A 22,288-nucleotide genomic window follows, 5' to 3' on the forward strand; every position below is an offset into this window, starting at 1 on the left:
AAGGGGCATGGCCCGCACGGACTAAAAGCGCTCGGGACGCAGCAGCACGTAGACGAGGTAGCCGAGCAATAGCAGCGCGACCGCCGCGCCGATGACGAGGTCGAGGCTCATGGCCGGTCTCCTGTGAATCCCCGCAAGACGAAGCCGCGAGGAACGGGGCAACATGCAAAAAGGGTGGAGCCGCGTGCCGTTAAGGCGCCATGCCAGTTCCGCCGTTCGGTGGAAAAAGAGTGGAAACGCTTTTACGCGGCCTTAACGCACCTTCGCCCGAAAGCCCGAAAGCCCGAAAGCCCGAAAACTCGGAACCGAGGCCGATGGCGAGAGCGGGAGCGGTGGGTGCGGCCCATGATGGCCGCCACTCCCGCTCAGCCCAGGAACGGCATCGTGCGGGCCAGGGCGTCATTGAACCCCGGGACCATGTGGGCGGTAAGGAGCATGCGCAGCGTCACCGCCATCAGCGCAACGACGAAGGGCACGCTGACGACGGCCGTCGCCTCAAGCGCAACTCTTGCGAGGGTAGGTTTTCCCATCGGCCGCCGGGCGCCCGGCCTTCCGGCGGGAAGGCGTCCGGTGCCATTCAGGGTGATGGTGTTCATGGTGGTCTCCTGTGTCTGGGGCGACGGGGCCGAAGAGCCGCCGTCGCCGGGCCGTTCGTTCACACAGGAATCTGGGCCGCCCGCCCGTTAAACCGCCATGCGAGAAAATGGGCCCGCCGGTTAAATCGGCGGGAACGGTTTAACGTGATTTTTCCGCCGATGGGCCGGGCTGCGCCCAACCTGCAATTCATCCGCCGGAAACGCCCGTTTTTCCGTGACCCCGCTCAAACTTAATGTCCGGAAATGGCGCCCACCCGACCTTTTCTAGCGCCGCCGTCTCGCCTCGCGGTGGAAAATGTAGAGCCCGGTGGCAATCACGATGGCGGCGCCGGTCAGCGTGGCGGTCGATGGGGCGACCCCCCATAGCGCCAGGTCGAACAGCACCGCCCAGGCGATCTGCGTGTATTCGAAGGGGGCGGCCACCGAGGCGGGGGCCAGTTTCATGGCGAAGGTCATGCAGATCTGGCCGATGGCGCCGACCACGCCGGTGGCGAGGTAAAGCATCCACACCCTGGGCGTCGGCGTCACCCATATCCACGGCAGGAAGCAGGTGGCGATCAGGGCGCCGGTGATCATGTAGTAGAAGACGATGGTGTAGGGGCTTTCGGTGGCGGCGAGCTTTTTCACCAGAATCACCACCGTCGCCCAGCACAGCGTGCCGGCCAGGGCGTAGAGGCTGCCTTCCTGGATGGCGCCGCCGGGGTCGAGCGCGATGACGACGCCGACAAAGCCGACGACGATGGCGCTCCAGCGATGCCAGCCCACCTTCTCGCCCAAGAGCGGAATGGCCAGGAGGGCGGCGAAGATGGGCACCGACATGGTGATCGCCATGCCGCTGGAAAGGGCGATGCGCTGATAGGCGTAGAAGCAAAGGGCGTTGCTGCCCAACCCGAAGACGGCCCGGAGCGCGTGGCCGAGCGGCCGTTTGGTCTTGAGCGCCCCGACGCCGCCGGTGGCGAGCACGAAGGGGATTACCAGGACCGCCGCGATGACGTTGCGAAAGAAGGCGGCTTCCAGCGCGTGGTACTCGGGCCCGATCAGCTTGACGAACATGTTCATGGCCGCGAAGAAGCCGACCGAGACGACCATCAGCAGGATGCCCAGCGCGACGCCGCGCCCCGATGGCGACGGGGCGCGCGAAGCGGGGGACGGGGAGGGGGCGTCGGCGGGCGGCACGGTCATGGCGGGCGGGGGCTTCGTCCGTGGGATCGGCGCCACGTTAGGCCCGCCGTCCGAACGCCGCAACCCCTGGTAATTTCGGGGACACCATACTTAATTCATGAGAGTTTCCGTCAGGGGAATTAAATATGGCGTCCCCGAAATGAACAGTCTCCATCTTCGATTGGAGGATTGCGACATGGACTTCTTCTTCTACGGGACGCTTTGCGACGCCGACGTGCGCAGGCGGGTGCTCGGCCGCGAGCTGCCGGATGCCCAGGTGGAGGACGCCATCCTTTCCGGCTTCAGCCCCCTTTTCGTCGCCGACGCCACCTATCCCACGCTTGTCGCCCGCCCGGGCGGCCATGCGCCGGGCCTGCTGGCCCGCGGCCTGGGCGCGGCCGACGCCGCCCGCCTTGCCGCCTTCGAGGGGCCGGCCTATTGCACCCGCAGTTTGGCGGTGACCGGCCGGCGGAGCGGGCCGGCGAAGGCCCGCGTCTTTGTCATCCGGGGCGAGGCGCGGGCGGCCGGGCGGCCGTGGACGCTGGCGGAATGGCAGCGGCGCTTCAAGCAGGCTTTCCTGGCGGCGAGCCCGTTCCGCCCGCGCTGAACATCGTGCCGGTCCCTTGCATTGGTCGCCGAACCACCCCATTTAGGGAATGGACATTCTTTTCCGGCACCGCCGATCGACGACCCGGCGGGGTGCCGGCGCCTTTCTCGCGAGGGGGCGAGATGCGCATTTTCGGGAGGGTCGGGTTTTCTCCCGCAGTTCGATAGCCGGCGGCGCTTGAACGTCAGTGACGTCGGTTTCCGGTGAGATCGCAGATCTGCGATCCGCCTTCAGCCGGCGCGACGGCGCCAGGGGCCGGACTTGGGCCCAATCATGATGACACGAGCGAAACGGGCCTACGGCCCGCGTTACGGACATAGAACGATGGATACAGCGTGCAGGATTCCGCAGACGGAAGGTCCCGTCGATGCGGAAACCGAAATCGATATCGACGTCGACGACAAGACGGACCGCAAGACCAGGCGGTGCCTCATGTGCGGACAGTCCTTCCTTAGCGAGTGGGCGGGCGAGCGGGTGTGCCGTTCGTGCAAGTCCACCGCGGCGTGGCGTACGGGATGATCCGCCACCACCGGTCCGGCCGCATTCAACCGAGGAGAGATCGCCATGCCCAATCGCGTTCCTAGAAGCAAATGGTTCGGGCGACGGAAGTCGTCGGGCGAGCGGCGCGACACGGCGCCGGGGAACAACCCATCCCCGGGGGGCGGGTCGGGCCAGGGCGGCGACGGCGCCTCCGATGCCAAACGAAAGTTTGCCCGCTACGTGGAGTTGGCGAAGGCGGCGGCCTCTTCCGGCGACGTCGTCGAGTCCGAAAAGTACTACCAGTACGCCGACCATTTCCTGCGGCTGATGAACGATAAGCCGGCCTGAAAAAGTCGGCAGGGCGCTGGCATATCCGCCAAACTCCTCTTGCTATTGTCTTCCGCCGCGATTATTTCTCATCCTGTGACTCTTTTGATCTGGGGAGAGGGATCGGCTGGGAACGGTTCCCGACCGCTTCATAATTCCGTCTTATGCAGAAGGGCGTCACCTTGCCGGAACGCGTCGTTCCGGCGAGAACAAGCATGGAAGTCTTAAATCAATGACCGTTGGCATTACCAAGTTCTTCAACGAAGCCAAGGGCTTCGGTTTTATCAGCCCCGAAGATGGTTCCAAGGACGTTTTCGTCCACATTTCGGCCGTCGAGCAGGCCGGCCTGCGCACCCTGCGTGAGGGCCAGAAGGTCGAGTTCGACGTCCAGCCCGACCAGCGCGGCCCCAAGGCCGTGAATCTTCGCGCGGTAAAGTAATTTACCGTGCCGAAAGCGGGGCCGTCCGGCAACGGGCGGCCCCGACTTTCTTTGCCATAGCCCGGCCTTCCTGCCGACGTACCGGCCTGCCGATAAGGGAGGGCGGTTTTTTTGTGTCCGCGGCGGCCGCCCCTCAGCTCAGGCGATGGCGGAACATGAAGGCGGCGCCGGCCAGGTTGATCCCGGCGATCGCCGCCATCGGCCACAGCTGCCGGAAGACCAGCTCGGCCGACAGCTCTTCCAGGAAGATCCCCCGCACGATGACCAGGAAGTAGCGCATGGGGTTGACCAGCGTCAGATGCTGGATCGCCTCGGGCATGTTGGCGATGGGGGTGGCGAAACCCGACAGGATCACCGCCGGCATGATGAACAGGAAGGCCCCCAGGATGGCTTGCTGCTGGGTGCGGCAGATCGACGAGATCATCAGGCCGACGCTGATCACCGCAAGCACGTAGACGACGAGCCCGGCATACAGCAGCGAGACGTCGCCACGGAACGGGATGTCGAACCACAGAATGCCGACGATGACGATCAGCGTTCCCTCGGCCACCCCGATGATGAGGGCCGGGGCGGCTTTGCCGACCAGGATCTCAAGCGGGCGGAGCGGCGTCACCAGAAGCTGTTCGAAGGTGCCGACCTCGCGCTCGCGGGCCACCGACAGCGCGGTGACGACGATGGTCACCACCAGGGTCAGCAGGGCGACGATGCCGGGAATGAAGAACCACCGGCTTTCCAGATTGGGATTGAACCACGAGCGCACGACCAGGTGGGCGGACGGCAACGCCTCGCCGTGGGCCTTCGCCCATTCGCTGTTGAAGTCGGCGACGATGCGCCCAGCATAGCCCAGCACGACCAGCGAGGTGTTCGATTCCCGGCCGTCGACGATGAGCTGCACCTTGGCCGGCGGGTGGATGCGGATGTCGCGCGAGAAGGTCGGTCCGATGTGGATGAGCAGCCGGGCCCGGCGGGGGTCGATGACTTGGGCGATCTCGGATTCCCGGCTGATGTGGCCGACCACTTCGAAGGTCGGCGACCCCGCGAAGCGGGCGACCAGTTCGCGGGCCGGCAGGCCGTCGTCCTCGTTGAAGATGACGGTGGCCAGGTGGTTGACGTCGAAGCTGGCGGCGTAGCCGAAGATCAGCAACTGGATGAGCGGCGGCACGATCAGCACGAAGCGGCTTTTCTTGTCGCGCCAGATGGCGTGGAATTCCTTGATGATCAGGGCGCGAATGCGGTTCCACATGGCGGGCGGGTCCTACTCCAGCGACTTGCGCGTCTTGCGCCGCGTCAGGCCAAGGAAGAAGACGGCCATCAGGGCCAGCGCCGCCATGTCGGTCGCCACGATGGGCCAAATGTTGCCGGCCAGAAACAGGGTCTGCAGCGAGGACACGAAATAGCGCGCCGGCACGACATGGGTGATGCCCCACACCACCGCCGGCATGCTGGCGATGTCGAACAGGAACCCCGACAGCATGAAGGCCGGCAGGAAGGCGACGAGGATGGCGACCTGGCCGGCGACGAACTGGTTCTTGGTCACCGTCGAGATGAGGAGGCCGAGGCCGAGCGCGGCCAGCATGAAGAGCGTGGAAACCAGAAGCAGCACGAAGAAGGAGCCGCGGAACGGCACGCCGAACACCCATACCGCCATGACGGTGGATGCCGCCATGCCACCCATGCCGAGCACGAAATAGGGGATCAGCTTGCCCAGCAGGATCTCGCCGATGCTCACCGGGGTCACCATCAGCGCCTCCAGGGTGCCGCGCTCCCACTCGCGGGCCACCACCAGGGCCGTCAGCAGGGTGCCGATCAGGGTCATGATGATGGCCATCAGGCCGGGCACCAGGAAGTTGCGGCTGCTCACTTCGGGGTTGAACCACACCCGCTGTTCGACGGCGACCGGCGGCGCCATGGCGCCGCCGGCGTCGAGGGCCGTGTGCTCAAGCCACTTCTGCCAGGCGCCTTCGACGTAGCCGCCGATGATGCGCGCCGTGTTGGCGTCGGTGCCGTTGACGATGAGCTGGATGGGCGCGCCGGCGGCGGACGGCAACTGGCGGCTGAAGTTCGAGCTGAGCACGACGATGGCCTGCACCCGGCCTTCGGCCAGCGCCCGCTCGGCGGCCGGGCGGTCGGGTACCGCCTGCGGCGCGAAGTATTCCGAACCGGCCAGGGAGGCCGTGAAGCTCGACGTCTCGGCCGTCGGGTTCTCGATGACGAGCGCCATCGGAACGTGCTTGGCGTCCAGCGATACCCCATAGCCGAAGAGCAGCAGCAGGACGACCGGCAGCACGAAGCCGATCAGGATGCTGCTGGGGTCGCGCACGATCTGGAAGGTCTCCTTGCGGATCAGGCCGCGAAGGCGCAGGCCCGTGCTTCCCCGCGTCATAGCGCGTGCTCCCGGTCATAGGTCTCGATGAGGTCGACGAAGACGTCTTCCAGCGTCGGGTCCGGCCGCTCGGGCCCCCGGTGGTCGGCCTTGAGCCGGTCGGGCGAACCGGAGGCGATCAGCCGCCCGCGGTAGATGACGCCGATACGGTTGCAGTACTCGGCCTCCTCCATGAAGTGGGTGGTCACCATGATGGTCACGCCGGCCATCGCCATGGCGTTGATGCGGTGCCAGAATTCGCGGCGGACCAGGGGATCGACGCCCGACGTCGGCTCGTCCAGGAACAGCACGCCGGGCTGGTGCATGATGGCGCAGGCCAGGGCCAGGCGCTGCTTGTAGCCGAGCGGCAGGTCGGCGGCGTTGACGTCGGCAAAGGGGCGAAGGGCGAATTCGTCCAATTCCCGCTCGATGGCCTGTTCGCGCGTCTTGCCGCCAAGGCCGTAGATGCTGGCGAAGAAGCGGAAGTTCTGGAGCACGGTCATGTTGCCGTAGAGCGAGAATTTCTGGGCCATGTAGCCGATGCGGCCGCGCGCCTTGGCGGCCGCCCGCCTGAGATCGATCTCCAGCACCAGCGCCTTGCCGTCGCTTGGCGGCAACAGTCCGCACAGCATCTTGAAGGTGGTCGACTTGCCGGCGCCGTTGGGACCGAGCAGGCCGAAGATCTCGCCCTGCTTTACCTGGAAATCGATGCCGTCCACCGCCTTGAAGGTACCGAACTGCCGGACCAGGCCCTCGACCCGGATGACCGGCGCGCCGTTGGCGGCAGCCGGCAGGGGAATGAGATCCGGTATTCCCCCGGAAAGGGAAGCGGCGCCGGGGACCGCCGATGCGGCCTCCCGTTCCTTAAGAAGGGCGATGAAGGCGTCCTCGAAGCCGGGGGCGACCGGCCGGAGGGCGTCCTTTGCCAGATCGAGGGCGTGGGCCAGATCGCCGAGCCGGGCGGCGTCGGTCGGGCGGTCGAGCAGCAGGCGAACGTCGCTTCCCTTGATCGCCGCGTCGATGATCTCGGGAAGCCGCTTGGCGCCGTCGAGAACGGTCCGGGTGTCGGCATCTCCCACCGCGAAGGCGAAGGTGCGCGATTGCAGCCGGTCGCTGAACATGGCGGGCGGACCGGCATCGAGGAGCTTGCCCTCGCTCACCAGCAGCACGTCGTCGCAGCGTTCCGCCTCGTCGAGGTAGGCGGTGCTCCACAGCACGCTCATGCCTTCATCGACGAGGGAATGGACAATGGCCCACAACTCGCGGCGCGACACCGGATCGACGCCGACGCTGGGCTCGTCCAGCAGCAGCAGTCGGGGCCGCCCGACCAGCGTGCAGGCGAGGCCCAGCTTCTGCTTCATGCCGCCGGACAGCCGCCCGGCCTGGCGGCCGCGGAAGGGGGCGAGGCCGGTGAACTGCATGAGCTGGGCGAAGCGATCCTTGCGCTCGGCGCGGGAAAGGCCCTGGAGGTCGGCGTAAAGGTCGAGGTTCTCGGCCACCGTCAGGTCCTCGTACAGGCCGAAGCGCTGCGGCATATAGCCGACCGCTGCCTGGATGTCCTGGGCTTGGCGGGGGCTGTCGAAGCCCAGCACCCGGATGGTGCCGGAGTCCGGCTTCAAGAGCCCGGTGACGAGGCGCATCAGCGTGGTCTTGCCGGCGGCGTCGGGGCCGACCAGGCCGGTGATGCGCCCGGCCCCGATCCGCATCGTCATGCCATCGATGGCGGTGACGGTGCGCCCGCCGCTGGCGAATCGCTTGACCACATCGTCGATGGCGATGACCGGATCTGTCACGAGACCGACTCCGGGGCCTAGCTCGCGCCCTTGGGGGTTTCCGGAGCACTGGGGGCGGCATCGGGCTTGAGGCGGATGGTCACGGGCATCCCTTGGCGCAGGCCATTGTCGGGATTGCCGACGTAAACCCGCACGCGGTAGACCAGCGAAGAGCGGATTTCCCGCGTCTCGACGGTCTTGGGCGTGAACTCGGCGACCGGCGACACGTGCCCCACCCATCCCGCGTAGGCCTTGCCGGGCGTCGAATCGGTGAACAGCTCGGCTTTCATGCCCGGATACACGCGGCCGAGGTCGGGGCCGGCCACATAGGTCCGGGCCCATACCGGGTCGGTGAGAGCCAGCACGTAGACTGGCGTCTGCGCCAGCACGACGGCGCCGGGCTCGACGATCCGCGTCTTCACGATGCCGCCGGCCGGGGCAAGGAGCCTGGTGTAATCGAGGCGCTGCATGGCCAGGGCCAGCGCCGCTTTCTGGGCCTCCATCTGGGCCCGGGCCTCGACGATGTCCTCGTTGCGGGGGCCCTGGATCGCCAGATCGAGCGCCTGCTCGGCCGCCTTGAGGCGGGCCTTGGCGCCGTCGACGCGAGCCCGGTCGCTGTCCAGCTTCTGCTGCGAGGCAAAATCCTCGCGGGCCAGTTTCTGGGTGCGTTTCAGGGTGGAGAGGGCATCTTCGAGGTCGGCCTGGATGGCCGCGACGTCGGCGCGGGCCTTCTGGATTTCCTGCGAGCGGCTGCCGGCCAGCAGACGGTCCAGCACCGCCTTCTGGGCGGCGACCTGGGCCTCGGCGGCGTCGACCTCGGCCATGTAGGTGGCGGCGTCCAGCGTGGCCAGAAGCTGCCCTTTCCCGACGGTGGTCCCTTCCTCGACCTCGACGCTCTCGACCCGCCCGCCGACGTTGAAGGCGAGATCGGCCTCGCGGATGTCGATGTTGCCTTGCAGCACGATGCCGGTTTCCGTCGCCGGCCGTTCCTGCCAGGGGCGCGCGTAGTAGACGTATCCGGCGGAAGCCGCCGCCACGACGATGACGACGAGCACGATCAGCTTTTTCATCTGGAGGCTCCCATTCCGATCGTTGCGGCCAACTCGGCAGCCAGGGCGCCAACGACTTCGATTTCGCGGGGGCCAACGGTTTGCCATTCGAGGTGCGCCAAAACCGCCGCATGCGCCACTCGGAACACCAACACGCTGCCGGCCAGCGACAATGTTCTCAACCGAACGTGTTCGGATCGGGGGTCTTCGTCGAGCAGCGTCGCCACCAACCGGCCGAGGAGACCGAGCATCGGCCCCATGACGCCGGCGTAGACGCGCCGGAAGGCCTCCGTCGGTTCCATCTGTTCGCGGATCAGGAAGCGGACCCACGTCTCCGATTCGCGGCCGACGAAGAGCGCGGCCATTCTCTGGAGAATGCTCGTCAACAACCGACGGGCCTCGTCCGGGCCGATGGCGACGCCTTGATCTTCGGCTTCCTTGAGCCGGGCATGCGCCCGCTCGCGGACGTCGGCGGTGTGGGAGGCGATCAGCGAGCCGATGTGCTCGGCTGCGGCGATGTAGAGCCCCTGTTTGCCGCCGAAGTAGTAGGGAATGGCCTGCAGGTTGACGCCGGCGGCGTGGGCCAGCGTCCGTGTCGTCGTGCCGTCGAAGCCGCGGCGGCCGAACACGTCGATGGCCGCCAGCAACAGCTTCTCGCGTGTGACGTCGCCGCGCTCGGCGCGGGGACGGCCATGGTGGGGCGGTGAGGTTTTTTCCGTAGACATGACGGCAAAGATAGTCCTTTTCCACAATTCAGTCAATCGAATGAATTATGATATGGAAGAGGCGCTCGCCGGGGAGGGCGGCCCCGCCTTTGCCCGGCCGGCCTTGCCCTCGGCGGGGGAGGACGTTAAAAGCGGGCGCCATGGCCCCTCCCATCCTCATGCTGCGCGACATCCACCTGACCTTTGGCGGCACGCCGCTGCTGGAGGGGGCCGAGCTTTCCGTCTCGCAGGGCGAGCGGCTGTGCGTGGTCGGGCGCAACGGGTCGGGCAAGTCGACGCTGCTCAAGATCGCCGCCGGCCTCATCGAGGCCGACGCCGGGGAGCGGTTCGTGCAGCCAGGCGCCACCGTGCGCTATCTGGCCCAGGAGCCGGACCTTTCGGAGTTCGCGACGACCCTTGCCTACGTCGAGGCGGGGCTGGCGCCGGGCGACGATCCCTACCGCGCCCAATACCTGTTGACGCAATTGGGCCTGACGGGGGCCGAGGAGACGGCGCGGCTGTCCGGCGGCGAGGCGCGCCGTGCGGCGCTCGCGCGCGTACTGGCGCCGGCGCCGGATATCCTGTTGCTCGACGAACCGACCAACCACCTGGACTTGCCGGCCATCGAATGGCTGGAAGCCGAGCTCAAGGGGACCCGCTCCGCCCTGGTTCTGATCAGCCACGACCGCCGCTTCCTGGAACGGCTGTCGCAGGCCGCCATCTGGCTGGACCGCGGCGTGGCGCGGCGCCTGGACGCCGGTTTCGCCCAATTCGAAAGCTGGCGCGACGACATCCTCGGGCGCGAGGAACTCGACCGCCACAAGCTCGACCGCAAACTGGCCATGGAGGCCGACTGGCTGCGCTATGGAGTCACCGCCCGGCGCAAACGCAACATGGGTCGCCTGCGGGCGCTCGAATCCCTGCGCAAGCAGCGCCGCGAGCAGCGCCGCGCCACCGGCGCCGTCAAACTGGCGGCGGCCGAGGGCGAGGTGTCGGGCAAGCTGGTGGTCGAGGCCAAGGCGGTCAGCAAGGGATACGGCGACACGGTGGTCGTCAGGGATTTCTCCTGCCGCATCCAGAGGGGCGATCGGGTCGGCATCGTCGGCCCCAACGGCGCCGGCAAGACGACGCTCCTCAACCTGCTGACCGGGGAACTGGCGCCCGACTCCGGTGTCGTCCGCCTCGGCGCCAACCTGCAATGGGTGGCGCTGGATCAGAAGCGCGAGAGCCTCGATCCGACGTGGACGCTGACCGAGGCGCTGACCGGCGGGCGCGGCGACACCGTCATCGTCGACGGCAAATCCAAGCACGTGGTCAGCTACATGAAGGACTTCCTGTTCACGCCCATCCAGGCGCGCAGTCCCGTGGGCGCGCTGTCGGGCGGCGAGCGCGGGCGCCTGATGCTGGCCCGCGCCCTGGCCCGGCCATCCAACCTGCTGGTGCTGGACGAGCCGACCAACGATCTCGACCTCGAAACCCTCGACCTCTTGCAGGAGATGCTGGCCGATTATTCGGGCACCGTGCTGCTGGTCAGCCACGACCGCGACTTCCTGGACCGCGTGGTGACGTCGGTGATCGTTTCGGAAGGCGACGGCCGCTGGACCGAATACGCCGGCGGCTACAGCGACATGGTTATCCAGCGCGGCCGCGGCGTCGAGGCGAAGGAAGTTGCCATGCCGGCGGCGCGGCCGATCCGGGCAAAAGCGGAAGGGGAGGCGGAGGGAGAGGCAGTCCCGGCACCCAAGCCCAGAGCCAAACGCAAGCTGTCCTTCAAGGAAAAGCACGCGCTCCAAACCCTGCCGGCCAAGATGGAGGGCTTGCGGGCCGAGATGGCCGGCCTCCAGGCGAAGCTGGCCGACGCCGATCTCTACCGGCGCGACCCGGCGGCCTTCGAGGAAGCGGTCAAGGCCCTGGATGGGGCCGGCGCCGCGCTTGCCCAGGCGGAGGACGAATGGCTGACCCTGGAGCTTCTTCGCGAGGAATTGGAGGACGGCTGACCGTCCTTACGCAAAAAAAAGACGAAGGACTGACGGCATCGAAAAGCCGGAATTCCGGGAAATATCGCGCCGGCTCGAAAAGCGGGTCATAATTGGCTCTGGACCCGAGCCGTCTTCTTCTTAACTCTGTCGGTAACCGACGGACATTGCCGACTCAACGAAAGGATCGTTATGGCCTTCAAGCCCAATTACAGTTTCGAACGACGGGAGCGGGATAAATCCAAAGCCGCCAAAAAGGCGGCCCGTCTTCAAGCCAAGCGCGAGAAGTCGGAAAAGAGCAAGGAAGACAAATCCGCAGCCGACGTCGAACAGACCGCCGAATCGGCCCCGGCCGAAGAGGAATAGAAAAGCGCGCAGCGGCTCGTCCTCGAGGCGACGGAGCCGCTGCTATCCCCGGCTTATTGGGGCCGGGTCGCGCCCAGGGGGATCAGCCGTTCTTCGGCGGATCGAAGGCGGTGACGGCTGGTACCCTGCCGGTAAACTTCTCGACCATCACAAGCACCGAATCGGCCGTCGTGGCCTGCCCGATTTTCGATGTTGGCCGATCCTGCGTGAGCTGGTTGGCTGACCCGTACTTGTCCAGCGCCCCCGGTTGGCCCGGCTGATCCGGATCGTACCACGACCCTTCGTGCAGCCGCACGACGCCCGGCATCAGGTCTTCGGTGACGACGGCGCCGGCCAGCGTCTGGCCGCGGTCGTTGAACACCCGCACGACGTCACCGTTGGCGATTCCGTTCTTTTTGGCATCCGCGACGCTGATCTCGATCGGCTCGCGATCCTGCACCGTGTAGGCCTTGCGGGCGTCCGAGTTGTTCATCTGCGAGTGGATACGGTACTTGGGATGCGGACTGAGCATGTGCAGCGCACCGTCCTTCGCCCCTTTGGCACCCAGCCATTCCACCGGCTCGACCCACTGCGCATGGCCGGCGACGCCTTCATATCCGAAGGCGGCGATCTTCTTGGAAAAAATCTCGATCTTGCCCGACGGCGTGCCGAGCGGCTCGATGTTCGGATCCTCGCGGTACGCGGCATAGCGCGTCCACTGCTTGGCTTTGTCGGTTACCGGGAACTCGAAGTAGTCACCGCTCTCCCAGTAGGTCTTGAAGTCCGGCATGTCGATCTTCTGCTTCTTCGCCTGGGCGGCGCAGGCGCCATAAAATTCCTGGATATGCGCCAACTGCGGTTTGCGGGCGAATCCCGGTCCGTAGCCCAGGCGATCGGCCAGGTCGGCCGCGATGTCGTAATCGTTGTGGGCCTCGAACAGCGGCTCGACCACCTTGTGCATGGGGATGACGAATTGGCCGGAATAGTCGCCGCATAGTTCGATGTCGTCGCGCTCGTAGGGGGTCGTTGCCGGCAGCACAACGTCGGCGAAACGGGCCGTCGTCGTCCACCACGGCTCCTGGATAACGACCACCTCCGGCTTGCGCCACGCCTTGATCAGACGATTGCGATCCTGGTGGTGGCTGAGCGGGTTGCCGCCAGCCCACAGAATCATCCGGATATCCGGATAGGTCATCTTCTTGCCGTTGAAATCGTATTCGGCACCCGGGTTGAGCAGCATGTCGGCAATACGCGCGGCTGGGATACGGGGCGGCAAGTCCTTGGGTGCCGCGCCGGCGGCCAGGCCGGGCAACCCGCCACCCGTGGCACGCGGCGCGCAACTGCTGCTGTAGTGGTAGCCTACGCTGAAACCGCCACCCGGTAGGCCGATCTGCCCCAGCATCGAGGCGAGGGTGACCAGCATCCAATAGGTCTGCTCGCCGTTCTCGGCCCGCTGGAGGGACCAGCCGCCGACGATAAAGGTGCGGTTCTTGGCCATCTGCCGCGCCAGGTTGCGGATGGTGTCAGCCGGGATCTGGGCGATGTTGGCCGCCCACGCGGCATCCTTCGGCTGTCCATCGCTCTTGCCGGTCAGGTAGGGCACGAACTGATCGAAGCCGACGGTATAGTCCTTGAGAAACTTTTCGTCGTGCAGGCCTTCGGTGTAAAGCGTGTGGGCAATGCCCAGCATGATCGCGGTGTCGGAACCCGGCCGCGGGGCGATCCATTCGGCGTTCAGGTACTTGGCCGTCTCGGTCCGCTTGGGATCAATGACGACGGTTTTGAGACCCTTTTCCTTGAAGGCCTTGAAGCCGACGAATCCCTCATGGTCCGGCGGCGAGAAGCCGATGTTCAGCGTGACCAGCGGATCCGACCCCCAGATGACCAGCAACTTGGCGTTCTCGGCCACGCTCGGCCACGCCGACTGCGGCGCATAGACCTCAAGCCCGCCGATGACGTGGGGCAGGATGGCCTGGGCGGCACCGGTGCTGTAGTCGCCGGCCGGCGACGTGTAGCCGCCATGCAGGTTCATGAGGCGCACCAGCGAGGTGCGCGGGTTGTGCAGGCGCCCCGTGCTCTTCCAGCCCATGTTGCCGACATAGAAGCTGGCCGGGCCGGTCTCGGACTTCACCCGCTTCAGTTCGCGCGCGACGATGTTCAGCGCATCGTCCCAGCTGACGCACACGAAATCACCGTTGCCGCGTTCGCTGGTGTCGCTCTTGTGTCCCTTCTCGAGGAATCCCTTGCGGACCATCGGATACTTCACGCGGCTCGGCGAATAGACCAACGAAGGCGTCGCCTCGATCATGGCGGTTACCGGCGCCGGGTCTCTTTCGAAGGGAAGGGCCTTGACGAATTTGCCGTTTTCGACGACTGCGCGCATGACGCCCCAGTGGGCCGTCGTCAGGATACCCTTCGGCGCGGCGGCCTTGGCCGCCTTCGACAAAATGGTGGAACTGGCCAGCGTGCCGACGCCCACCGCCGCCGTACCCCCCAGAAACCCCCGTCGAGAAACTTTCGGTCCCTGCACGCGCATCTTTTCCCGGGCCATCGTGGCTCCCCCCAAATTCATGTTGAGATTGTATGGCAAAAAGCGGTAGCTAAGATCATTCTTCATGCATGGTAGTATGGCAGATGTTCTGCAATAGTAGAAAAACACTAAAGTAAGTTTACCGGGGCTTCAAGCATGCATAATCAAAATTCATCTTTTGTGCGCGGGAACAAATACGGGCAATCCATCGTTGTTTGGTTCCAGAACAAATCTAAAGTGCGATTTATCACGGTTTGCTTAATAGTTGTGGCGTCCTTCATAACGGGGATAATTTTTTTTGGTATATTTCAATTGTCTATGAAGGTCACCGACAACATCGCGTTCTGCACGTCCTGCCATTCCATGGGCATTGCCTACCAGGAGTATCAGGCGTCAAAGCACTATCAGAACACTTCCGGCGTGCGCGCCATCTGCACGGACTGCCATGTTCCGAGTGAATGGGGGCCCTACGTCCTCGCCAAGGTCGAGGCGACCAGAGATCTTCTCGCCGAGGTCCGCGGTACCATCGACACGCCCGAGAAGTTCGCGGCCAAGCGCCTGGAACTGGCGCAACGGGTATGGGCGCGCATGGAGGCCAGCGACTCGCGGGAATGCCGGAGCTGTCACGCCCTCGAGTCGATGATCGCCGCCGATCAGACCAAGGAGGCGCAGGCCCAGCACGCCCGCGCCCCCACGAAGAACGAGACCTGTATCGACTGCCACAAGGGTCTGGTCCATGCCATGCCCGATCTTGGGCCCCTGGCGCAGGCGGCGTTTGCCGATCTCGAGCCCACCATCGGCAGCATCCCGGCCGGCGCCACGACCGTCCATTCCCTCGTCACCCAGCCCTTCTTTATGGATGCAGGCGGCGAAACCAAAGGCGGTCAGGTCCTGGCCGGCATTCCCATGGCGGTGGTGCAGGTGGCGGACGGCATGGCGAAGGTCCGCCTGGCCGGATGGCGCCAGGAAGATGTCGAGCGGGTCCTCTATGCCGAGGCGGGAAAGCGTATTCTCATGGCCTCGCTCTCCTCGGAAGCGCGCGAAGCCATCGAAACCTCGGGGGATTCGGTGACTCTCGAGGATACGGGACAGACGTGGAGCCGGGCGGTCCTGGAGGGATGGATGCCCATGGCGAGCCTAACGGCCGATACGGACAAGCTTTGGAACTACGCGGGGGCCCTTTTCTCGACCAACTGCTCGCTGTGCCATGCTCTTCCGCATACCAACGAATTCGATGCGAACCAGTGGATGGGACAACTCCAGGCCATGGTCAGTTCGACCTCTCTGGAGAAGGAGGAGGCCCGCCTGGTCCAGACATACCTGCAACTGCATGCCGCGGACATGGCGGAGCACTGAATGTCGGGATGGTGGAAGACTAGGGGAACGTGCAGCGGTCCGCGGTGACGTTGACGAAGCCGCGGCTGTTTCCGGCGGTGACCGTGAAGCGGTACTCGTGATCGCCGAGCACGACCGAATGGTGAAGCGGCAGCTTCGCCGTCGCCTTGGAGGTTTCGCCGCCCAGCCGGGAGAAATGCACGGTTACCGGCTTGGCCGGATCGAACCAGGCTTCCGGCTGATTGGCGGCGTTGATGGCGGGCTCTCCCTCGCCGACGATCGTGATGGCGTTGTCGGCGAAGGTCACGGAACTCACCGTATAGTCGGTCTCGCCGGCGATCAGGGTTTTGACCAGGAAGCGTTTGGTCGTCGGGGCGTTCTCGCAGGACTGGCCCGTCCCCGCCGCATTGATGAGGAAGCTGAGCCGGTCCACCGCCACCCCCGCCGCCAACTGTTGGGTGATCAGCGCATACAACTGCTGGGTCGGACCCTTCGGAACGTCCCGCTCATAGCGCCGTTGCCATTCCTGCGCATCCAGCTTGGCCTGCTCGGCGGAGGCCATCAGGTCGAGGTTCCGCCTTTCCTCCTCGGCGACGGCATTCGAAAGCTTTGAGGTTTCGGCCTGCAGCTGCCGAATTTGGCCCTGCGCCAGGCTTGCTCCCGACTGGTAAAGGGCGACCCCGCCGGCCGCGATGCAGCCCAACAGGAACAGCCATTTGAGAAGACGGCCGCGCCGTTGGCGGCGCTCGCGGGTTCGGCTTTCGCGAAGGCCAAGGGTCATGTCGGTAGTGTCCTGTTCATGTTCACGAAGGTAAGTACATTCCCGGCCGGAACAAGTGACTTGTGAAATTGCCATGGCACCGGGATAGCGAGCGCTATCGCGGAATTATGGCGGGAATTTGATGCCATCCCTTTTTTGGAGTTAGGAGTGAGGCGGCAACCGCCGCACGGCGTCTTCGAGAGCCGACAGAAAGCGCGAACGGTCGGCCTTGGCGAAGGCGGACGGACCGCCGGTGATCTCGCCGGTGTCGCGCAGGTGCGCCATCAGGTCGCGCATGGCCAGCGCCGTGCCGATGCTGTCGTCGGTGAAGGGCTTGCCGGTGGGGCCGATGGCCTGGGCGCCCTTTTTCAGGCAACGCGAGGCCAGCGGAATGTCGGCGGTGATCGCGATATCGCCGGCGCCGATGCGCTCGGCGATCCAGTCGTCGGCGGCATCAGGACCCGCGGCGACGACGACTCGCCGGATGAGCGGCGTTTCGGGCAGCCGCATCCAACTGTTGCTGACCACGTGGACGGTCAGCCCGTGGCGGGCGGCCACCCTCAGGACCTCGTCCTTGACCGGACAGGCGTCGGCATCGACGAAGATCTCGCGCACGCATTCCCCACACGTCCCGTTGGCCGTCGGTTGTCGCACGCCAGGCCGCCGGGCCGCCAGTCCGAATCGCCGGTACCGCTCAGTGGGCGATCAGCACCGGCACAGGGGCCGCGGCGAGGATATGGCGGGTCGTGCCGCCGAAGATGACCTCGCGCAGCCGGCTGTGGGTATAGGCGCCCTTCACGATAAGGTCGGCGCCAATCGCCGCGGCCTCGATCAGGATGGCCTCGCCGGCCGACCGGCCCTGGGCCTTGAGGGTCTTGGCGGTGGCCTTGACGCCGTTGCGGACCAGGTGGGCGGCGACCTGCTCGCCGGTGGGACCGGGCACCATGCCGCCCGAGGCTCCGGTCACCGAAAGGACGGTGACCGATTCGGCACCCACAAGCAGCGGCATGCCGAGGCCGATGGTACGTGCGGTCTCGGTGCTGCCGTTCCAGGCGAGAAGGACGTTCCGCCCCATGCCCTGGGGCGACTTCGGCGGCGCCACCACGACCGGGCGGCCGCTTTCGAACAGCGCCGCCTCGCAGACCGGCACCCAGCGTTCGGTGGCGGGCGAGGCGGTTCGTCCGACGACGATCAGATCGAAAAGCCGGCCATGGTCGCCGACGACGCGGATTCGATCGCCGCTCTCCTCCCGCCATTCCGCGGTCGGGCCGTCGACAGCGTCGCCCAGGGCGCAAAACGGCACCTTGTGGCGGGTCATAAAGGCGGTGAAGCGCTTTTTGACGACCTCGCCGCTTTCCTGCCAGTAGGCGTGATGCCGTTCGAAATAGGTGGGCGCGACGTCGAGGGCGGCCGTGCTCGACATCGGCTCGGCCTTGACGAACAGCCCCTCGATATGGCTGGCGAAACGGTTGGCGAGAAGATGGGCCGTGGCGAGCGCCGCGGTGGCCATCGTTTCGGCGTCTTCCGAATCGTCATCAAGCAGAGGCAGAAGAATCGTCTTCATGGCACCTCTCCCATTCCGGAAAACGAGGGCCATTATAGCAGAAATCGGGGCCGGACGGGACGTTTCCCCGTCCGTTCCTCAGAAGTTGAATGCGACCTGGACGCCCTTCATGGAAACCACCAGGCAGGCTACGCCCGCGCGTTCGAGGGTGCGGCAGGCGGAGTCGGCACGGTCCCGGTCGAAGCCGGCGATGCGGGCCCGATAAAGGGTGTGCCTCTTCTTCTTGAGCGGTACGATCTTGATGATGCCGTCGCCGAGCTGCTTGGGGGCCTTCTCGATGGCGTGGCGGGCCGCCTCGATGGCCGGTTCCTCGCTGCGATAGGCGCCGACCTGGACGGCCCATTCGCCGCCCGACGCGGACGGGGTGTTTTCGACGGGGGTGGCCGAAGCCACGGCGGTATCGGGTTTGGCCGGCGGCGGCGAGAACTCGGCGACTTCGGTGGCCGCGGCCCCGTCGCTGACCATGGCGAAGCCGGCATCGAGCAATTGCGCCATCTGGCGGTTGCGGGTGGTGGCCGTCCGGCCGCCGAAGACGATGCCGATCAGGCGCCGGCCGCCGCGTGTGGCGGAGGCGACGAGATTGAAGCCCGAGGCGTTGATATAGCCGGTCTTGATGCCGTCCAGGCCGTCGTAGGATTCGAGCAGGCCGTTGTGGTTGCGATGGGTCTGGCCCTTATACGTGAAGGCCGGGGTCGCGAAATAGTGGTACTGCTGCGGGAAGTCGCGCAGTAGCGCGCGGGCGAGAATGGCCATGTCGCGCGCCGTCGTCGTCTGGCCGCGATGGAACAGCCCCGAGGCGTTGCGGAAGGTGGTGTTCTTCATGCCCAGCTTGCGGGCCATCGAGGTCATCCTGAGCGCGAAGTCGCGCTCGCTTTTGTCCATCCCCTCGGCGACGGTGGTGGCAATGTCGTTGGCCGACTTGGTGACCAGCGCCAGGATGGCATCCTTGACGGCGATGGACGATCCGGGCGGCAGTCCCAGCCGGGATGCCGGCTGGCGGGCGGCGCGGGCGGAAACCTTAAGCGGCTTGTCGAGCGTCCACTCCTTGCGCTGCAAGGCATCGAAGACCAGATATAGGGTCATCATCTTGGTCAGGGACGCCGGGTAATTCGGCGTATCGGGTTCGACGGCCTTAAGCACGCGGCCGGTTTCGGCATCCATGATCAGCGCGGCGTAGGTGGCGGCGAAGGCGGAAGAGATGGTCAGCGCCGTAAGTGTTGCGGCTGCCAGAATGGTGGCGAGCGCGAACCTGAAAATCGCCAAGCGCCCGGCTCGCGTTGGGTGTTCCTTGGCGTTGCTCACGGCCCCTCGTCCTTTTTCCCCGACCTTCTCCATTAAACCAGAACCGGTGGCCTCGGCTCAAGGCGATTGACGCACACCCGAACACATCGCGCACCGCTACCGGAAGCCAATCGGTAGCAGATGGTCCTCAACAAAAGGTTAACGGGGATTAACTTTCTTCCGTCGCCGGCCCCCGGCGGTGTTGGGGCGGCCGGTCGATGTATTTCAAAAGGTTTCCGGACGAGGCCTTTTTTTTGCCCCATCCCAAATCTAATATATAGAAACGGGAACCAACGCGGATTTCCCTCGTTTCGAATGGGCTGTAAGCGACGATGAGCGACCCCAAGAAGCCTTATGACGAGCCGCCTTCGACGGGCTTGGCGACCAAGACGCGGCCCAAGACGAAGAAGCCGTCGCTCTACAAGGTCCTGATGCTGAACGACGATTACACGCCGATGGAGTTCGTGGTCCATGCCCTTCAGCGGTTTTTTAGCAAAGGCCACGACGATGCCGTCCGCATCATGCTCCATGTCCACCAGCGCGGCGTGGGGGTCTGTGGCGTCTACACGTACGAAGTGGCCGAGACCAAGGTCAATCAGGTGATGGACCTGGCCCGGCAACATCAGCACCCCCTGCAGTGCACGATCGAAAAGGAATGAGCCCGTATGCTGTCGCGAAACCTGGAGCAGACCCTGCACCGGGCCCTGGCGCTGGCCACCGAGCGCCGCCATGAGTACGCCACGCTCGAGCACCTGCTGCTTGCGCTGACCGAGGACCAGGACGCCATCGCGGTGCTCAGGGCCTGTGGCGTCAACATCGACCAGTTGCGGACCGATCTGGCCGAATTCATCGCCAACGAATTGGCCGGCCTGACCACGGCGCGGGTGGCCGACCCCAAGCCGACCGCCGGCTTCCAGCGGGCCGTACAGCGGGCCGCCATCCATGTGCAGTCGTCGGGACGCGAGGAGGTGACGGGCGCCAACGTACTGGTGGCGCTGTTCTCGGAGCGCGAGTCCCACGCCGTCTACTTCCTGCAGGGCCATGACATGACGCGGCTCGACGCCGTCAATTACATCTCCCATGGCATTGCCAAGGTTCCCGGTCATTCACAGCCGCGCCCGGTTCGCGGCGCCGAGGAGGAGTCGGTGGCGGAAAAGGTGACGGCCAAGGCGAATGAGGCGTTGTCGGTCTACTGCGTCAATCTGAACCAGAAGGCGCTTGACGGACGGATCGACCCCCTGATCGGCCGCGAGGCCGAGATCGAGCGGACCATCCAGATCCTGTGCCGGCGCAACAAGAACAACCCGCTGTTCGTGGGCGACCCCGGCGTCGGCAAGACGGCCATCGCCGAAGGCCTGGCCCGCAAGATCGTCACCCGCGAGGTGCCCGATGTCCTGAAGAACGCCACCATCTTCGCGCTGGACATGGGCACGCTGCTGGCCGGCACCCGCTATCGCGGCGACTTCGAGGAACGGCTGAAGGCGGTGATCTCCGAGCTGGAGCACACCGACGGGGCGATTCTCTTCATCGACGAAATCCATACCGTGATCGGGGCCGGCGCCACCAGCGGCGGCTCGATGGACGCCTCGAACATCCTGAAGCCGTCGCTGCAAAGCGGGCTGGTCCGCTGCATGGGCTCGACCACCTACAAGGAGTACCGCAATCACTTCGAGAAGGACCGCGCCCTGGTCCGCCGGTTCCAGAAGATCGACGTCTACGAGCCGTCGGTCGAGGACACGGTGAAGATCCTGCGCGGGCTGAAGCCCTATTTCGAGGAGCACCACAAGGTGCGCTACACGGCCGAGGCCCTGCGTACGGCGGTCGAACTGGCGGCCCGCTACATCAACGACCGCAAGCTGCCCGACAAGGCGATCGATGTGATCGACGAGGTGGGCGCGGCGTGCATGCTGCTGCCGGCCCACCGGCGGCCGAAGACGGTGACGGTCAAGCACGTCGAGGAGGTGGTGGCCAAGATCGCCCGCATCCCTCCCAAGAGCGTGTCGATGGACGACCGCAAGGTGCTGGAGACCCTGGAGCGCGACCTCAAGACCATGGTGTTTGGCCAGGATCGGGCCATCGAGTCGCTGTCCAGCGCCATCAAGCTCGCCCGCGCCGGCCTGCGCGAGCCCGAGAAGCCGATCGGCTGTTACCTGTTCTCGGGGCCGACCGGCGTCGGCAAGACCGAGGTGGCCCGCCAACTGGCGCGCACGCTGGGCGTCGAACTGGTGCGCTTCGACATGTCGGAATACATGGAGCGCCATTCGGTGTCGCGCCTTATCGGGGCGCCGCCGGGCTACGTCGGCTTCGACCAGGGCGGCCTGATGACCGATGCCGTCGACCAGCAGCCCCACTGCGTGCTGCTGCTGGACGAGATCGAGAAGGCCCATCCGGACGTCTTCAACATCCTGTTGCAGATCATGGATCACGGCCGGCTGACCGACCACAACGGCAAGAGCGTCGACTTCCGCAACGTCATCCTGATCATGACGACCAACGCCGGGGCCAGCGAGATGGCCAAGCCGGCCATCGGCTTCGAGCGCGACGAGCGGACCGGCGACGACCAGGAGGCGATCGAGCGCATGTTCACGCCGGAATTCCGCAACCGGCTGGATGCCACGGTGCCGTTCTCCAGTCTGTCGCTGGAGGTGGTGGGCCAGGTGGTCGACAAGTTCATCATGGAACTGGAAGCGCAACTGGCCGACCGCAACGTCGTCATCGTGCTGTCGGACGCCGCCCGCGAATGGCTGGCCAAGCGCGGCTACGACAAGAGCTTCGGGGCCCGGCCGCTGGGCCGGACCATCCAGGAGCACATCAAGAAGGCGCTGGCCGAGGAGTTGCTGTTCGGCCGGCTGGTCAACGGCGGCCTCGTCAAGGTCGAGATCGTCGACGACAAGCCGACCTTCAGCTTCGAGGAAGCGCGGCGGCGGCTGCACCGCAAGGGACTGCCCAAGAGCAAGGAGCCGGCGCCGGTTTGACCGCCGGCCGGCCTTGCTTGCCAAT

At 65.6% G+C, this 22,288-nt stretch carries 22 protein-coding genes; 9 read left to right on the top strand and 13 right to left on the bottom strand.

What is annotated here, in order from left to right; genetic code table 11:
- Nucleotides 1-21: 21 nt before the first annotated feature.
- The 3 genes from kdpF to ODR01_RS03745 form a co-directional block, all read right to left on the bottom strand.
- Nucleotides 22-111: a K(+)-transporting ATPase subunit F gene (kdpF, locus tag ODR01_RS03735; protein WP_316976269.1), complete on the bottom strand. Its 90-nt coding sequence runs from the start codon at nt 109-111 to the stop codon at nt 22-24.
- Between the two features lie 254 nt (nt 112-365).
- Nucleotides 366-596, bottom strand: coding sequence for a hypothetical protein (locus ODR01_RS03740; protein ID WP_316976270.1), 231 nt, complete (start codon nt 594-596; stop codon nt 366-368).
- Nucleotides 597-860: 264 nt separating this feature from the next.
- On the bottom strand, nt 861-1,778 hold the full coding sequence (locus ODR01_RS03745; RefSeq protein ID WP_316976271.1) for a DMT family transporter: 918 nt from the start codon (nt 1,776-1,778) through the stop codon (nt 861-863).
- A 175-nt stretch (nt 1,779-1,953) separates the two neighbouring features.
- Here ODR01_RS03745 and ODR01_RS03750 point away from each other — a divergent pair, with 175 nt between their 5' ends.
- The 4 genes from ODR01_RS03750 to ODR01_RS03765 all read left to right on the top strand — a co-directional run bounded on the left by ODR01_RS03750 (nt 1,954) and on the right by ODR01_RS03765 (nt 3,610).
- A complete protein-coding gene (locus tag ODR01_RS03750; protein WP_316976272.1) occupies nt 1,954-2,364 on the top strand; it encodes a gamma-glutamylcyclotransferase family protein in 411 nt (136 codons plus the stop codon).
- 324 nt (nt 2,365-2,688) lie between these two features.
- Nucleotides 2,689-2,883, top strand: a complete 195-nt coding sequence (locus tag ODR01_RS03755) for a hypothetical protein (protein ID WP_316976273.1) — start codon at nt 2,689-2,691, stop codon at nt 2,881-2,883.
- Nucleotides 2,884-2,928: 45 nt separating this feature from the next.
- On the top strand, nt 2,929-3,192 hold the full coding sequence (locus ODR01_RS03760) for a DUF4167 domain-containing protein (protein WP_316976274.1): 264 nt from the start codon (nt 2,929-2,931) through the stop codon (nt 3,190-3,192).
- A gap of 211 nt (nt 3,193-3,403) precedes the next feature.
- Nucleotides 3,404-3,610 (top strand): cold-shock protein, encoded by a 207-nt coding sequence (locus ODR01_RS03765; protein ID WP_316976275.1) that lies wholly within the window; start codon nt 3,404-3,406, stop codon nt 3,608-3,610.
- 133 nt (nt 3,611-3,743) lie between these two features.
- Here the strand turns inward: ODR01_RS03765 and ODR01_RS03770 are convergent, their stop codons facing one another.
- Genes ODR01_RS03770 through ODR01_RS03790 form a run of 5 tightly spaced genes read right to left on the bottom strand, consistent with a single transcriptional unit; the run spans nt 3,744 to nt 9,518 of the window.
- A complete protein-coding gene (locus tag ODR01_RS03770; protein WP_316976276.1) occupies nt 3,744-4,853 on the bottom strand; it encodes an ABC transporter permease in 1,110 nt (369 codons plus the stop codon).
- 12 nt (nt 4,854-4,865) lie between these two features.
- Complete coding sequence (locus ODR01_RS03775) at nt 4,866-5,993, bottom strand: ABC transporter permease (protein WP_316976277.1); 1,128 nt, start codon at nt 5,991-5,993, stop codon at nt 4,866-4,868.
- The gene (locus ODR01_RS03780) at nt 5,990-7,765 is read right to left on the bottom strand and encodes an ATP-binding cassette domain-containing protein (RefSeq protein ID WP_316976278.1); all 1,776 of its coding nucleotides are present in this window, start codon (nt 7,763-7,765) and stop codon (nt 5,990-5,992) included. The genes ODR01_RS03775 and ODR01_RS03780 overlap by 4 nt, the downstream gene beginning before the upstream one ends.
- A 17-nt stretch (nt 7,766-7,782) precedes the next feature.
- Nucleotides 7,783-8,814, bottom strand: coding sequence for an HlyD family efflux transporter periplasmic adaptor subunit (locus ODR01_RS03785; RefSeq protein ID WP_316976279.1), 1,032 nt, complete (start codon nt 8,812-8,814; stop codon nt 7,783-7,785).
- Nucleotides 8,811-9,518 (bottom strand): CerR family C-terminal domain-containing protein, encoded by a 708-nt coding sequence (locus ODR01_RS03790; protein WP_316976280.1) that lies wholly within the window; start codon nt 9,516-9,518, stop codon nt 8,811-8,813. The genes ODR01_RS03785 and ODR01_RS03790 overlap by 4 nt, the downstream gene beginning before the upstream one ends.
- A gap of 140 nt (nt 9,519-9,658) precedes the next feature.
- On the opposite strand from ODR01_RS03790, the gene ODR01_RS03795 reads away from it, so the two are divergent.
- Nucleotides 9,659-11,494 carry an ABC-F family ATP-binding cassette domain-containing protein gene (locus ODR01_RS03795; RefSeq protein WP_316976281.1) on the top strand — a complete coding sequence of 612 codons (1,836 nt, stop codon included), beginning with the start codon at nt 9,659-9,661 and terminating at the stop codon, nt 11,492-11,494.
- 171 nt (nt 11,495-11,665) lie between these two features.
- Complete coding sequence (locus ODR01_RS03800; protein WP_316976282.1) at nt 11,666-11,839, top strand: hypothetical protein; 174 nt, start codon at nt 11,666-11,668, stop codon at nt 11,837-11,839.
- Nucleotides 11,840-11,921: 82 nt separating this feature from the next.
- Here the strand turns inward: ODR01_RS03800 and torA are convergent, their stop codons facing one another.
- Complete coding sequence (gene torA / locus ODR01_RS03805; RefSeq protein ID WP_316976283.1) at nt 11,922-14,369, bottom strand: trimethylamine-N-oxide reductase TorA; 2,448 nt, start codon at nt 14,367-14,369, stop codon at nt 11,922-11,924.
- 135 nt (nt 14,370-14,504) lie between these two features.
- On the opposite strand from torA, the gene ODR01_RS03810 reads away from it, so the two are divergent.
- Nucleotides 14,505-15,704 (top strand): NapC/NirT family cytochrome c, encoded by a 1,200-nt coding sequence (locus ODR01_RS03810; RefSeq protein WP_316976284.1) that lies wholly within the window; start codon nt 14,505-14,507, stop codon nt 15,702-15,704.
- A gap of 19 nt (nt 15,705-15,723) precedes the next feature.
- Here the strand turns inward: ODR01_RS03810 and ODR01_RS03815 are convergent, their stop codons facing one another.
- The 4 genes from ODR01_RS03815 to ODR01_RS03830 all read right to left on the bottom strand — a co-directional run bounded on the left by ODR01_RS03815 (nt 15,724) and on the right by ODR01_RS03830 (nt 19,309).
- Entirely contained in the window at nt 15,724-16,464 is a 741-nt protein-coding gene (locus ODR01_RS03815; protein ID WP_316976285.1) for a hypothetical protein, read from the bottom strand.
- Nucleotides 16,465-16,605: 141 nt separating this feature from the next.
- Nucleotides 16,606-17,058, bottom strand: a complete 453-nt coding sequence (locus ODR01_RS03820; RefSeq protein WP_316976286.1) for a YaiI/YqxD family protein — start codon at nt 17,056-17,058, stop codon at nt 16,606-16,608.
- A gap of 79 nt (nt 17,059-17,137) precedes the next feature.
- Entirely contained in the window at nt 17,138-18,007 is an 870-nt protein-coding gene (locus ODR01_RS03825; protein ID WP_316976287.1) for a universal stress protein, read from the bottom strand.
- 78 nt (nt 18,008-18,085) lie between these two features.
- Entirely contained in the window at nt 18,086-19,309 is a 1,224-nt protein-coding gene (locus tag ODR01_RS03830; RefSeq protein WP_316976288.1) for a D-alanyl-D-alanine carboxypeptidase, read from the bottom strand.
- A 311-nt stretch (nt 19,310-19,620) separates the two neighbouring features.
- On the opposite strand from ODR01_RS03830, the gene clpS reads away from it, so the two are divergent.
- Both clpS and clpA read left to right on the top strand, forming a co-directional pair.
- Entirely contained in the window at nt 19,621-19,947 is a 327-nt protein-coding gene (gene clpS / locus ODR01_RS03835; RefSeq protein ID WP_316976289.1) for an ATP-dependent Clp protease adapter ClpS, read from the top strand.
- Between the two features lie 6 nt (nt 19,948-19,953).
- The gene (gene clpA / locus ODR01_RS03840; RefSeq protein WP_316976290.1) at nt 19,954-22,263 is read left to right on the top strand and encodes an ATP-dependent Clp protease ATP-binding subunit ClpA; all 2,310 of its coding nucleotides are present in this window, start codon (nt 19,954-19,956) and stop codon (nt 22,261-22,263) included.
- Nucleotides 22,264-22,288 lie beyond the last annotated feature (25 nt).

The sequence above is a fragment of the Shumkonia mesophila genome (assembly GCF_026163695.1).
Taxonomy (GTDB): Bacteria; Pseudomonadota; Alphaproteobacteria; order Rhodospirillales; family Shumkoniaceae; genus Shumkonia; species Shumkonia mesophila.